This is a genomic window from Paenibacillus silagei (assembly GCF_017874735.1).
GTDB classification, from domain to species: Bacteria; Bacillota; Bacilli; order Paenibacillales; family Paenibacillaceae; genus Paenibacillus_AQ; species Paenibacillus_AQ silagei.
On the sequence record NZ_JAGGLV010000007.1, the window covers coordinates 85,426 to 97,948 of the forward strand.

At 55.3% G+C, this 12,523-nt stretch carries 15 protein-coding genes; 9 read left to right on the forward strand and 6 right to left on the reverse strand.

Features of this window, described 5'->3' with window-relative positions:
- The first annotated feature begins 158 nt into the window (after positions 1–158).
- A complete protein-coding gene (locus J2Z70_RS12370) occupies positions 159–1,265 on the forward strand; it encodes a lactonase family protein (protein ID WP_209873167.1) in 1,107 nt (368 codons plus the stop codon).
- A 128-nt stretch (positions 1,266–1,393) separates the two neighbouring features.
- On the opposite strand, the gene hfq is transcribed toward J2Z70_RS12370, so the two are convergent.
- Positions 1,394–1,615: an RNA chaperone Hfq gene (gene hfq, locus J2Z70_RS12375; RefSeq protein ID WP_051478328.1), complete on the reverse strand. Its 222-nt coding sequence runs from the start codon at positions 1,613–1,615 to the stop codon at positions 1,394–1,396.
- Positions 1,616–1,727: 112 nt separating this feature from the next.
- Between hfq and J2Z70_RS12380 the strand changes: the two genes are divergently transcribed.
- Positions 1,728–2,396 carry a phosphatase PAP2 family protein gene (locus J2Z70_RS12380; protein WP_051478326.1) on the forward strand — a complete coding sequence of 223 codons (669 nt, stop codon included), beginning with the start codon at positions 1,728–1,730 and terminating at the stop codon, positions 2,394–2,396.
- A 95-nt stretch (positions 2,397–2,491) separates the two neighbouring features.
- Here the strand turns inward: J2Z70_RS12380 and J2Z70_RS12385 are convergent, their stop codons facing one another.
- On the reverse strand, positions 2,492–2,992 hold the full coding sequence (locus J2Z70_RS12385; protein ID WP_209873170.1) for a hypothetical protein: 501 nt from the start codon (positions 2,990–2,992) through the stop codon (positions 2,492–2,494).
- 193 nt (positions 2,993–3,185) lie between these two features.
- Here J2Z70_RS12385 and J2Z70_RS12390 point away from each other — a divergent pair, with 193 nt between their 5' ends.
- Together J2Z70_RS12390 and helD are read left to right on the forward strand one after the other, a co-directional pair.
- Positions 3,186–4,241 carry an FUSC family protein gene (locus J2Z70_RS12390; protein WP_036729291.1) on the forward strand — a complete coding sequence of 352 codons (1,056 nt, stop codon included), beginning with the start codon at positions 3,186–3,188 and terminating at the stop codon, positions 4,239–4,241.
- Between the two features lie 87 nt (positions 4,242–4,328).
- A complete protein-coding gene (helD, locus tag J2Z70_RS12395) occupies positions 4,329–6,686 on the forward strand; it encodes an RNA polymerase recycling motor HelD (RefSeq protein WP_209873173.1) in 2,358 nt (785 codons plus the stop codon).
- A gap of 83 nt (positions 6,687–6,769) precedes the next feature.
- Here the strand turns inward: helD and J2Z70_RS12400 are convergent, their stop codons facing one another.
- From J2Z70_RS12400 to fsa, 3 genes are all read right to left on the reverse strand, one after another.
- Positions 6,770–7,966, reverse strand: coding sequence for an MFS transporter (locus tag J2Z70_RS12400; RefSeq protein WP_209873176.1), 1,197 nt, complete (start codon positions 7,964–7,966; stop codon positions 6,770–6,772).
- A 12-nt stretch (positions 7,967–7,978) separates the two neighbouring features.
- A complete protein-coding gene (locus J2Z70_RS12405; protein ID WP_209873179.1) occupies positions 7,979–8,422 on the reverse strand; it encodes a MarR family winged helix-turn-helix transcriptional regulator in 444 nt (147 codons plus the stop codon).
- Between the two features lie 152 nt (positions 8,423–8,574).
- Complete coding sequence (gene fsa / locus J2Z70_RS12410; protein ID WP_036694437.1) at positions 8,575–9,222, reverse strand: fructose-6-phosphate aldolase; 648 nt, start codon at positions 9,220–9,222, stop codon at positions 8,575–8,577.
- 231 nt (positions 9,223–9,453) lie between these two features.
- Here fsa and J2Z70_RS12415 point away from each other — a divergent pair, with 231 nt between their 5' ends.
- Together J2Z70_RS12415 and J2Z70_RS12420 are read left to right on the forward strand one after the other, a co-directional pair.
- On the forward strand, positions 9,454–9,921 hold the full coding sequence (locus tag J2Z70_RS12415) for a hypothetical protein (RefSeq protein ID WP_155991622.1): 468 nt from the start codon (positions 9,454–9,456) through the stop codon (positions 9,919–9,921).
- Positions 9,905–10,459 carry a macro domain-containing protein gene (locus tag J2Z70_RS12420; protein ID WP_209873182.1) on the forward strand — a complete coding sequence of 185 codons (555 nt, stop codon included), beginning with the start codon at positions 9,905–9,907 and terminating at the stop codon, positions 10,457–10,459. Before J2Z70_RS12415 ends, J2Z70_RS12420 begins: the two co-directional genes overlap by 17 nt.
- Positions 10,460–10,518: 59 nt before the next feature.
- Here the strand turns inward: J2Z70_RS12420 and J2Z70_RS12425 are convergent, their stop codons facing one another.
- Complete coding sequence (locus J2Z70_RS12425; RefSeq protein WP_036729275.1) at positions 10,519–10,716, reverse strand: hypothetical protein; 198 nt, start codon at positions 10,714–10,716, stop codon at positions 10,519–10,521.
- A gap of 119 nt (positions 10,717–10,835) precedes the next feature.
- On the opposite strand from J2Z70_RS12425, the gene rpiA reads away from it, so the two are divergent.
- The 3 genes from rpiA to J2Z70_RS12440 are packed head-to-tail and all read left to right on the forward strand — an operon-like array spanning position 10,836 to position 12,480.
- On the forward strand, positions 10,836–11,522 hold the full coding sequence (gene rpiA, locus J2Z70_RS12430) for a ribose-5-phosphate isomerase RpiA (protein WP_036729273.1): 687 nt from the start codon (positions 10,836–10,838) through the stop codon (positions 11,520–11,522).
- The gene (locus tag J2Z70_RS12435) at positions 11,506–11,997 is read left to right on the forward strand and encodes a VanZ family protein (protein WP_209873185.1); all 492 of its coding nucleotides are present in this window, start codon (positions 11,506–11,508) and stop codon (positions 11,995–11,997) included. Before rpiA ends, J2Z70_RS12435 begins: the two co-directional genes overlap by 17 nt.
- A gap of 42 nt (positions 11,998–12,039) precedes the next feature.
- Positions 12,040–12,480: a GNAT family N-acetyltransferase gene (locus J2Z70_RS12440; protein ID WP_209873188.1), complete on the forward strand. Its 441-nt coding sequence runs from the start codon at positions 12,040–12,042 to the stop codon at positions 12,478–12,480.
- Positions 12,481–12,523: the final 43 nt, after the last annotated feature.

Consider the following 12,523-nt stretch of genomic DNA (forward strand, 5'->3'; position numbering starts at 1 on the left):
TAACATTAATGTTAGCGCTTTCATTATATCATACTCTGTTTGTTTTGAGAAGTCTTATTTTTGAAATGTTTTTTGTCATTTTTTCCGTTGCATTTGTCATCTCTCACGAAAAAATGTAAATTATATAGATGGCTATTTAACTTGAGGAGGAATTCTAGATGAACGAGAAGACGAAGCTGCTGTTATTTACCGGTTCATATGCCACCGCAGAAGAGAGCGGAGTCCAGGTGTTTGCCTTTGACGGTGAAGCCGGAGGCACGCTGGAGCGGCTGGATACCGCAGAAGGCCTAACGAATCCTACGTTTGTCAATGTGGACCCTTCCGGCCGGAAGCTGTATGCCATAGGGGAGAAGCCGAACGGTACGGGCGGCAAAGAAGGGGAGGTTATAACCTTCGCTATTGATCCTGAGACAGGCAAGCTGACCGAATTGCAGCGGATTCAGACTATGCCTTCGGAAGGCACAGGCCAGAGCACGACCTGTAACATTAACCGGGACGCGAGGAATGAACATCTGGTCGTGTGCAGCTATCACGGGGGATCGGTCGGATTGCTGAAGCTGGATCAGGACGGACTGCCTGTAGCATTGACGGATATCGCTCAGCATACAGGACATGGGGCGACTCCGGGCCAGGACCGTCCCCACCCCCATTCTGCCATCTTCAGCCCTGATGGACGTTACCTGTTCGTATCGGATCTGGGACTGGATCTGATCCGCAGCTACCGGATAGATGCTGAAGCGGGAACTTTTGAAGCGATTGGAGATACCCCGCTGCATGCCGGGGCAGGCCCGCGGCATTTCGTGTTTCATCCAGACGGGAAGTCCGCGTATGTCATTAATGAGCTGGACAGCACGGTGACCTCATTCCTGTATGATGCTGCGGCAGGAACCCTTAAGACGGCTGCTACCGTATCCACACTGCCTGATGGATATGGGGCCGGCCAGAACAGTTGTGCAGAGATCACTTTCTCCAAGGATGGCAAATATCTGTACGGCTCCAACCGCGGACATGACAGCATCGTTCAGTACGCTGTGAATCCGCAGACGGCCGGGCTGACCCTGGTAGAGCATGTATCCACCAGAGGCGGACATCCCCGCCATTTCACGGTTACACCGGATGGTGCATATCTGATTGTTGCCAACCGGGACGGCAATAATCTGGTTGTCTTCTCCCTGGACGAAGGCAGCGGCCGCCTGAGCTTCACCGGCAATACAGCTGAGCTGTCGAAGCCGGTGTGCGTGATGCCGGCGGTCTTCCCTGCGTAGGACAGGCAGCCTGGCCCTAAGGAGACAACGGCAAAAGGAACACCGGGATGCTGCTCCGGTGTTCCTTTTGAGTTCCTGAACGGTTCATTTGTAGTAGCTTAGGTTAGAATGTGCGCCGTACAGACAGCTTATTTGAGTGAGACGGGCTTCAGCGGCACCACGGTAGAGACTGCCGATTTGAAGAGTACATTCTGTCTCCCGTCACCCTGACCCTGCAAGGTGATCGTATAAGCGTCATAAGAGGTTACCAGTCCCTGCATTTTGACTCCGTTAGTTGTAAAGATCGTCACAGGCATCTTTGTTGAGATGCACTGGTTCAACAAACGTTCCTGCAATTTTAGACTTTCCACTTGGCAGCACTCCATCTTTAATTAAAATAATTTCTCCAGGCCATTATAACACGGGACAGACCTTCCCAGGAAATGTGTTCATAAGGCCTCACAAATAGACAAGGGGGTAGTTATGCTATATTATCATTACTGGTCCCGCGGATTCCGGCGTTTTATATGGTTTTTGCTGGCTTTTATCCTGATCGCATTGCTGGTTAAGCTGGGTGGGGCCGAAGGCTTCGACCATGCGGTGATCCGGTTCGTGCAATCGATGGAATCTCCGCCGCTGACGGCGCTGGCCAAAGGCTTATCCCTGGTCGGCTCCTCGAAGCTGGCGGTCGGGATCTCTCTGCTGACTATGCTCATCTTGTTCTTCGCGCTGAAGCACCGCCTGGAGCTTGCCCTGTTCCTGTGGGTGGGCCTCGGCTCCCAGCTGCTGAACACGCTCTTGAAGCTGTGGTTCCACCGGGAGCGTCCCACCATTCACAGGCTGATTGAGCAGACAGGCTACAGCTTCCCCAGCGGACATTCAATGGCGGCCTTCTCGTTATACGGGGTCATTGCCTACCTGCTGTGGCGGCATATGCATAACCGGAGCGAGCGGTTACTGCTGATTCTGTTCACTGTGCTGATGACCGGGGGGATCGGCTGGAGCCGGATTTATCTGGGGGTGCATTATCCGAGTGATGTAATCGGCGGCTATGCCGCGAGCGGAGCCTGGCTGATGCTGTCGGCAGCCTGCTTCGAGGCTTACCGGAATTACAAGGCGAATCCGCGTAACACAAAGAATGCCCGGAAGTAGTTACTCCGGGCATTCGGTGCCTGTTCTGTTGCATACTGCTTCTATCATTAGGAGGACGGTCTGGCTTGTCTTCCTTGGTGACGATGCCTTATAGTTCAGGGGGCCTTCGTTGCAGCCGGCGGCGGTGACGGCTTGCCCTGGTGAAGCTGGGCTACGCGGCTGAGGCTGCGCTTAATCAGCGTTGGCAGGCCCGGCTTCAGCTTCGCCGCGTCTTCCTGCGTCAGCTTCCCATCCTTGACGAATCCATCCAGCTTCAGGCTGGCGGCATCGCTCAGCTTCTGGACATACTGGTCTTCGCTCCAGCCTTTCTTCTCCTGGGCCAGACCCGCCAGGGTCTTACCCGATTTCAGGCTGGCAATCAGCTCCTCACGGCCCATTCCGAGCAGCTCAGCCGTTTCGCTGATAATGAAATGGCCTCCGGCCCTGAGATTCCGGTCCCCGCTGCGGGGAGGGGTATGCTCTCTGCCGGTATGCGGTGAGGCCGGGGGAGGGGTGGCCCTGCCTTTGGGAAGCTGCTCACCGAAGGCGGCGGCTGGAGACAGGGCAAGCATCATGGCTGCTGACCATGCGGTTAGGGTTCGGGTCGTTTTTTTCATGGATACACCTCTTCTGTTGGTTGTAGTTACTACCCGGTATAACAGTATTCCCTGAAAGCTGAAAGAATCCTGAAGCCCGGCTTAAGACATACTAAAATTCGCCAGCGCAGTTCATGGGTAATAACAAGATATACATAAAGGATGAACATCCGCAGTAATTATGATAAGCTTCAAGCTCTTGGGAGGGATGGACTTGGCTTTCGGTGCCCGCATACTCAAAACAGGAATGGCCGTAACGCTTGCCCTTTATCTGTCCGTTCTATTCAACTTCGCCTCCCCTGTCGGTGCGGCTATTGCGGCGATCTTTGCTATGCAGCCCTCTATATACAGATCATGGCGGTATTTCCTCGATCAGATCCAGACCAGCACGATGGGGGCGGTGATCGCGCTGCTTGGCGGAATGCTGCTCTCCAATGAACCGATTGCGGTTGGACTGGTATGTATCCTGGTGATTATGATCAGCATGAAAATGAACCGCGCCGACACCATCGGCCTGACGCTGGTCACCGTCATCTCCGTCATGGAGGCTTCAGGCCAGTGGCAGTTCGCGTTAACCCGGTTCCTGCTGACCCTGACCGGGATTTTGTCGGCTTTTATTATCAATATTTCTGTATTTCCACCCCAGCCTCGCAAGCAGTACATTCAACAGATCGAGAATGTGTTCACCAGCCTGTCGCTGCTGCTGCGGACGGCGGTGTCGCATGAGATGAAGGAAAGTGTATTCCGGGATGAGAAGAACGGCCTGGAGGGCGCGATTAAAGCGCTGGCTGACAAATACGCGTTGTTCGAGGAGGAGCAGAAGCAGCTCCGCAGGGCTAAATACAGTCAGACGAGGCAGATGGTAGTCTACAAAAACCTGCTGAATTCCCTGCAAAAGGGCTATCAGGTGCTTGAGGCGATTGACCGGCATTATTTCCAGGCCGACCGGACGGAGCAAACGGATGAGCTGTTCGACCGCCATCTGGAGCAGCTGATTAAGTATCATGAGTACATTCTGCTGAAATTCGAGGATAAGCTGAAGCCGGGAGCCAATGACTCCGAGCCGCTGGGGGAGGACAATGACCGCTTCCTGAAGTCCGCCATTAACGGGTATGATCCGCAGAAATCCGGGCAGCTTCGGCTGTCGGTGGTGGCTGCGGCCATCTATGACTACGGCTATCAGCTGGAGCGTCTGGATAAGGTGGCTGACCAGATCCACCGGATGAACGCAGACGACAAGGAAAGTGCAGTGCTGAGCGAGAAAATATAGAGCACAAGCTGAATATAGCAAAAACTTGTAAAACGACTACAGAGTTGGTAACATTGTTAGTCAACCTTCCGAAGGGGATGAAATGAATTGGATAAACATGATCACGAGTGGCAAAAGGAGCAGGAGCGGGTAAACGGTATCACGAGGCTGCTGTCTACCCATATCCGGCTGCTGTCAGAGGAGCTGGGACTCCACCGCACGGATGTCGTGGATATGCGCAAAGACTTCTGGGAAGAGGTCACAGTGAACTTCAGCAGCCCCGACGACCTGGGGGAGACTTCAACCAGTCTGCGGCAGCAGGCACAGATTCTGAACGAACGCGAACGCCATCATCTGCAATCCAGCAAGGCGCTCAAAAAATATAAAAAGCTTGTGGTATCGCCCTATTTTGGCCGGATTGATTTCTCGGAGGCGGGGGATGCTGCGGCTGATACCATCTATCTGGGCATCGGCTCGCTGATGGAGGATAACGGAACCTTCCTGATCTACGATTGGCGTGCGCCTATCTCCAGCCTGTATTATGACGGGGCGCCGGGACCTGCATCCTATGAGACGCCGGGCGGACAGATTACAGGCACCATGGAGCTTAAGCGGCAATTCGTGATTGATAACGGTGAGATTGAAGTCATGTTCGATACGGGCGTCACTATCGGCGATGAATTGCTTCAGCAGGTACTGAGCCACAGCGCCGATGACCGGATGAAATCGATCGTAGCCACCATCCAAAAGGAGCAGAATGCAGTCATCCGCAATGACCGGAGCCGGATGCTGGTTGTGCAGGGAGCCGCCGGGAGCGGCAAGACGTCAGCGGCGCTCCAGCGGGTAGCCTATCTGCTCTACAAGTACCGTGAGGTGCTTCAGGCGGATCAGATGCTGCTCTTCTCGCCGAATCCCTTGTTCAATAGCTATGTATCTACTGTGCTGCCTGAGCTGGGGGAGGAGAACATGCAGCAGACCACCTTCCAGATGTACCTGGAGCACCGGCTGGGCCAGGAATTTCAGCTGGAGGATGTGTTCAGCCAGACGGAGAGTCTGCTGAATGCCCCGGACGGGGAGGAAGCCTACATCCGCCGGGAAGGTATTGCATATAAATCGTCGGTAGCCTTCCTTAGCGCCATCCGGCAATACGTGAATCTGCTGGAGCATGAAGGCATGCTGTTCAAGCCGCTGATGTTCCAGGGGAAGGCTGTTGCCACTAAGGAAGAGATGGAGCGCCAATTCTACAGCTATGACCCGGGCATCAAGCTGGCGAACCGGATTGAGCTGATGACGGGCTGGCTGCTCAAAAAAATTGCGGCCTTCGGCGCAGAAGAGCGGAGTGCGGCATGGGTAGATGAGCAGATTGAGCTGATGGACAACAGCGATTATCAGCGGGCCTATAACCAGATGCGCCGTAAGGGCGGAGGGCATAACGACAGCTTCGATGATTATGATGCGGAGCGAATCCTGCTTGCCCGCTACGTGGTCAGCCAGCGCCTCAAGCCGCTGCGCGGCTGGACCAAACGCGGACGCTTCGTGGATGTGAAGGCGCTGTACAGCCGCTTATTCGAGGGTCGTGAGCTGATAGAGAGCCTGGATACCCGCCAGCCGCTGCCTGAAGCATGGGATGAGATCTGCGCGCAGACGCTGGCTGCGATTAGGGGCAACGAGCTGGCCTATGAAGATGCGACACCGTTCCTGTATTTGAAGGAGCTAAGCCAGGGCTTCCGGACGAACACGCTGATCCGTCATGTTATTGTGGATGAGGTGCAGGATTACTCGCCGTTCCAGCTCGAATTCATGCGCCGCCTGTTTCCCCGGGCCAAAATGACCGTGCTGGGCGACCTGAATCAGGCCATCTATGCCCAAGGCGAGGTGCTGGGAGATCTGGCCGGACTGGTGAGCATCTACGGCGAAGAGAACACCGAGGTGATCTCGTTGACCCGCAGCTACCGGTCTACGTATGAGATTGTTGAATTCACGCGGGCGATGATTCCCGGCGGCGAGAAGATCGTACCCTTTAACCGCCGGGGGGAGGAGCCGCTCCTGACGCTGGTGGACAGTGAAGACGATCTGCTCTCCTCAGTGGAGCAGGATGTGCTTAAGCTTCATGCGGAGGGTTATCATTATGTGGCCGTAATCTGCAAGACAGCAGAAGAGAGCGCACAGGTATACCGTGAACTGGAGAAGCGGCTGCCGGTGCGGCTGGTCACGAAGGAAACGCCTAATTTTCAAAAAGGGACGCTGGTGCTTCCGGCCTACCTTGCCAAGGGCGTCGAGTTCGATGCCGTAATTATCTATGACGGTTCCGCTGAGAAATACGGGCGTGAACATGAACGTAAGCTGTTCTATACCGCCTGTACCCGTGCGATGCATCTGCTTCATATCTACAGTCTGGGACAGCCAAGCCCGTTCCTGCCTGCTGCTGTGCGTGAAACGGTTTCGGCTGGTATGCAGGAGAAGTGAGTAACCGTTGTACAGACAAAATAAACCGCCTGCGCGTGTGACGCGAGGCGGTTTTGTCTATTCCACGGAAGTGTAGCTTCCAGCTATCCCTGTAGGGCAGCTTTGCGCTTACTGTTCTGCCGGGTCACGAGTACCAGAAGATAGACAGCGAGCAGCAGGAGAGGCGCCAATATCGAATACCGGTACATTACGGCGTAGCTGGTGAACATGGCGACAGCGCCAAGCAGCATGGAGCCGATGGCGACACCGAGATCCAGCGAGTTCAGGAACATTCCGTTGGCTAACCCGCGCTGGCGCGGCTCGACAGACTGGATCATCCAGGTCTGGAGCGCAGGCTGCATGGAGCCGAAGCCGAAGCCGTAGCATAGAGCGGCCGGGAACAAGCCCGCCGTTGTGGAGGCGAAGGAGAGCAGCAGCAGACCGGCGACAATGAACAGGCTTCCCGGGATGAGTAAGGCAGCCGCGCCATAGCGGTCGAAGATTCTGCCGGAGAGCGGCCGGATCACGACAATGGCTATGGCATTGAACAGGAAGAAGTAAGCGATATGCTGGAGGTGCTTCTCTTGCCCGTAGAGCGCCAGGAAGCCCAGCAGCCCGCCGTAAGAGATAGATAAGAGGAAGTTAAGCAGGCAGGGAAGCAGCAGCCTGCGATATGGATTGCTTCCCGCAGCTGCAGCCGGAACTGCGGCCGGCTCCAGATGTCCGCCAGGCAGTGTTTTCGCCAGGCGGAAGCCCATCGGCAGGATCAGAGCAAACGCGACAGCCGTCACCAGCAGCAGGGACCCGAAGCCTGGTCCTTGCAGGAGGCTGAGTCCGATTAGCGGGCCAGCCGACATGGCGAGGCTGGTGGATAATCCGAAATAACCCATGCCCTCGCCCATCCGGCGGATGGGGATGACATCGGAGGCCATGGTCGGGAAGGCCGTGCTGGCCATGCCGAAGCCTATACCGAACAGGATGCGGAACAGCAGCAGAGTGAAGATGCTGCCTGCGAAATAATAGCCCGCCACCGCAGAGAGGGCAATGGCAAGGCCCAGGAAGATCAGCAGGTTGCGCCCGCCCTTTTCCATGGCCTTGGCCGCGAAGAGGCGGGAGGCAATGGCGCTGAAGGCGAACAGGCTGGTGACAAGGCTAACCTGCACGGGTGAAGCATGCAAGGCACTTTCCGCATAAGCGGGAAGGGTAGATAAGGTCATCTGCAGTCCTATGAACAGCAGAAGGTTGCAAAGGGTCAGTGTGATGAAGGATGTGGTCCATAGACGTTCAGAGGATTGATTCAAGTGGGTAGACTCCTATTCCTGATGTATATTTCCGGTGTTGTGATAGATTTGCTCCAGCATACTGCGGAGATCTTCAAGCTGCTGCGGCTCGAGCCCGGCTACAGCCATATCTATAGTCTGCTGTTCCAGTGCTATAGTGTTCTCAATTAACGCCCGCCCCTCTCCGGTGGCATAGAGCTGGAACGCCCGGCGGTCCTCGGGGTTGGCCGTTTTGGTAATGAAGCCTTTCTTGAGCAGGAGTTCCACGATCCGGGCGGTAGTCGGCTGGTCTTTGGCAGAGGCAACGGCAACCTCCTTCTGGTTGACTCCGCTGCGGTCACAGATCATCAGCAGGGTGGACCATTGCTCGGGTGTGATGTCATACGGCTTCAGCGCCCGGGCGAAGCTCACTGAGATTCTCCGGTGGGTCGAGCCCAGCAGGAAGCCGAGGAATTGCTGTGGAGAGGAAAGAGTCATAAATGAACTGCTCCTTTGTATTTACTTGTTACAATAATAATAAGCATAACAAGTAAAATAGTCAAGGATGAATGGGGTTCTTCCTATCTGACAACACCAAAAAAGCCCCGCTCCGCATGATGCGGAAGGGGGCTTGAATGATTTGCTTTGTTTTAAACCTGTGGAACCTTCTCCCAGTCCTTCAGGAAGCGTTCGATACCATTGTCGGTCAGCGGGTGCTTCCAGAGTGATGGCAGGAGTGAGCCCGGGATGGTAGCGATGTGAGCGCCGGCAATGGCAGCTTGCTCCACATGGGCGATGTTGCGGATACTGGCGGCGATGATCTCGGATTTCAGGTCGTAGTTGGTCAGAATCGTCTTCAGATCCTTGATCAGCTTCATACCGTCTACACCGATATCATCCAGACGTCCGACGAACGGACTGATATAAGTAGCTCCTGCCTTGGCGGCCATAAGGCCTTGAGCAGCGGAGAATACGAGGGTTACGTTGGTTTTGATGCCTTTTTTGGTCAGTTCATAACAAGCTTCCAGACCATCTTCGGTCATAGGCAGCTTGATGACCACGTTCGGAGCCCATTCTGCGATCTCGTAAGCTTCCTTAAGCATCTCTTCAGCCGTAAGACCGATAACCTCAGCGCTTACAGGACCAGGAACAATTGCTACGATCTCCTTGATTACGTCCTTAAACAATCTGCCTTCCTTGGCGATCAGCGACGGGTTCGTCGTTACGCCATCCACTAATCCGAGGCGGGTAATACGTTTGATTTCCTCAATATTTCCGGTATCCAAGAAAAATTTCATTTCCAGGTATCCTCCCTTGATTTCGTATGGATTTGACAAAACAGCAGGCTCCACTTCATTATGAGACATGCCACGTGAAGTTTCAACTGTTAATTTGAATATCTCAAAATAACTTTATGGAATCGGCGCAAAAAATGTTTTTTACACAGGCAAGGACCATTCACGGGTACTTCTGTCCATGATACTATAGAAGCGGTATTGTTCATTACAGGCGATGGGCTGGTGACAGGGATGTATACTTTAATTGCGGGAGTGGTGCTGTTTCTGCTGGTCACAGCCGGAATTATTGCATATCAGAACAGCAGAATTCTTGCGGAGCAAGAGACGGATGCTTCCAGAGCACATACCGGCAATCTGATGTATTCGGTATATAATCAGAGGTTCTCTGCGGGAGAGGAGCTGCCGGAGGCGGTGCCGTTGTTCCAATTCACGGTGGTTGAGCCCGGGGAAGAGGACTTGCCGGAGGCAGAGGCGGGGACAACCCGTGCCCTGTGCAGGGTTGCCGCTGGTACGGGTGAGCTGGTGTTATCTGATGCGCAGAATTATATGCTGGGCATTCTCCGTCAGGCCGCAGTGCAGGGGGGCCGGCTTACGTATGATTCTTTTTCGGGGAAGGCTGCCCGCAGGGGCGAGAAGGAACTGATTCAGGCGCTGGAGACTGCGGCGAAGGAGGAGACCAGCTATGCAGATCAACATTAATGATGTAGTCCTGTCGGTGCATGAAGGCGACATTACCTCATGGCAGGGCGAGATGATCGTCAATGCCTCGAACTCCGGTCTGTATGGAGGCGGGGGAGTGGACGGGGCTATACACCGGGCCGGGGGCCCGGAAATTGCGGAGGAATGTGCGGTAATCCGCCAGAAGCAGGGCGGTATTCTTCCCGGCGAAGCAGCGCTCACCAGTGCGGGACGGCTTGCTTTTCGCGGGGTGATACATACGGTGGGGCCGATCTGGAAGGGCGGTACGGCTGGTGAAGCGGCTGTGTTGGCGAGATGCTATAAGAGCAGCCTTGATCTGGCTTGCGCCCATGGGGTGAAGAGCCTCGCTTTTCCGAATATCAGCACGGGCATTTACAACTTCCCGAAGGAGCTGGCCTGCAAGACGGCGCTGGAGGCCGTAGCTCTATATGTCCGCGCGAAGAACCCGGCAGAGCTCCCGCTGCGGCAGATCGATTTCGTCTGCTTCGAGCATGAGAATGCCGGGCTATATGGGGCCATGCTTGGGAATTATAGCTGAACAGGTGATCCGGATAGTATGTGTTACGGCAAAAGCCTGTCGGGGCAGAAGCCCGGAAGTCAGGCGTGATACTTGCCTACGGGTGCGTTCAATACCCATTCCAGCATTAGAATCAGATCTTCTAGCCTGGTCAGCTGGGCGTCTAGCGCGGCCCTCTGCGGGTCACCGGGGGGCAGGGGAGCCAGCCGGGACTCCAGGGATCTGCGCTGGAGCGTCATTTCGTTGATTTTGGATTGGATTTGGTTCTCGGTTCTCATGCGGATGCCTCCTGATGGATTATTAGTGTCAGGCTGATTAGTAAGGCTAAGAATTCCTTGTGGACGGGCACAGCCCATTCCACTTCGTTCATTATAACGGATAACATGGAGGGAATAAAATGAGTATCAATGTGAAACAGCTGGCAGCGGAGAAGGCAGTCGAATATGTGAAGGACGGTATGAGGGTGGGGCTGGGAACAGGCTCCACTGCTTACTGGGCCATCCGCAAGCTGGGGGAACGGGTAAGCGAGGGCTTGCAGATTACAGCCGTTGCTACTTCACAGGCGTCTGAGGATCAGGCCCGTGAGCTGGGCATCCCGCTGGTAGCGTTCAGTGATGTGGACAGCCTCGACCTGACGATTGACGGGGCGGATGAGCTGGACGGGGCGCTGCAGCTGATTAAGGGCGGGGGCGGTGCGCTTTTGCGGGAAAAGATTGTCGCTATGGGCAGCGCCCGCATGATCGTTGTGGCCGATGAGAGCAAGGCGGTGACCACGCTCGGGAAGTTCCCGTTACCGGTGGAGATTGTGCCGTTCGCCTGGGAGTGGACGGTTGCCGCTCTCGCTAAGCTGGGCTGTAAGACGGAGCTGCGGCGCAGCGGAGAAGACCTGTACAAGACGGATAACGGCAATTATATTGCGGACTGCCGTTTTGAAGCGATTGAATCGGCGGCAGAGCTGGCGCTTGCCCTCCAGCGTATTCCGGGAGTTGTCGAGCACGGCCTCTTCATCGGAATTGCAGATCTGGCGATTATCGGCAAGAAAGACGGCACGATTGAGATTATTGAAGGTGGCCAGGATCGCTAAGCCGCAGGCCAGCCGCCGGAAGGGGAAGGCCTCCACAGCCAAGCAGGCGCTGCCGCCCGGACGGCGGTTCCTGGCCTGGCTGCTGCTGATTGGATATAGCGGAATGCTGCTATACTGGATGTTCATCGGGTTCGGACGGACGGTTCAGCTGGACGGGCCGCTCCGTTACAATCTTGAACCGCTGCGGACAGTGCGTTTATACTTTGACATGACTAACGGATTATCGTATGCTAACAGGCTGGTGAATCTTCTGGGGAATGTGGCGGTATTCGCGCCTTTTGGCATTCTGCTTCCGCTGGTGGTGACCGGTTACCGTTCTTTTATCCGCCTGACGCTTCTGTCTGCGCTTGGCATCATTATACTGGAGCTGCTGCAGATGCTGCTGCATGTCGGGAGTCTGGATATCGATGATCTGCTGCTTAACCTGGTGGGTGTGTGGACGGGGTATGCGCTGCTGCGGCTGGTGCGGGGATAGCGGTAGTCTGGGGCCAGGTATACTTTTAGGAGGATGAGATATATGCTGATTGATTTGAAGCCGCTTGTCGGCACACCGCAGGTGAATGAGCTGCTGGCTTATGCGGTTATAGATGACCCGGATGCGCTGATCCGCACTTCGGAGGAATACAGTAAGCTTGCGGCCATGCAGCTGTGCGGCTGGGAAGAGGACGGGCTGCTGGTCGGACTGACCGGCTACGAAGAGACCGAAGACGGCTCGCTCGACATCCGCCATATCTCAGTGCTCCCGGAGAACCGGGGCAAAGGATATGCGCGCGGCATGATCCTTGAGCTGGTCACCTCCCGTCAGCCGCGTTACCTGATAGCGGAGACCGAGGACGAGATTGCCGCTGACTTTTACCGCAGTCTGGGCTTCATGGTCTACAGCCTGGGCGAGAACGCTGCCGGCATCGAAATGTTCCGCTGTGTCTATGAGGTGGAAGAGACGGAGGACGAGGAGTAAGCGGGCCGAACGGTGTCGGGAGATGCAATAGGTGAAAATCACA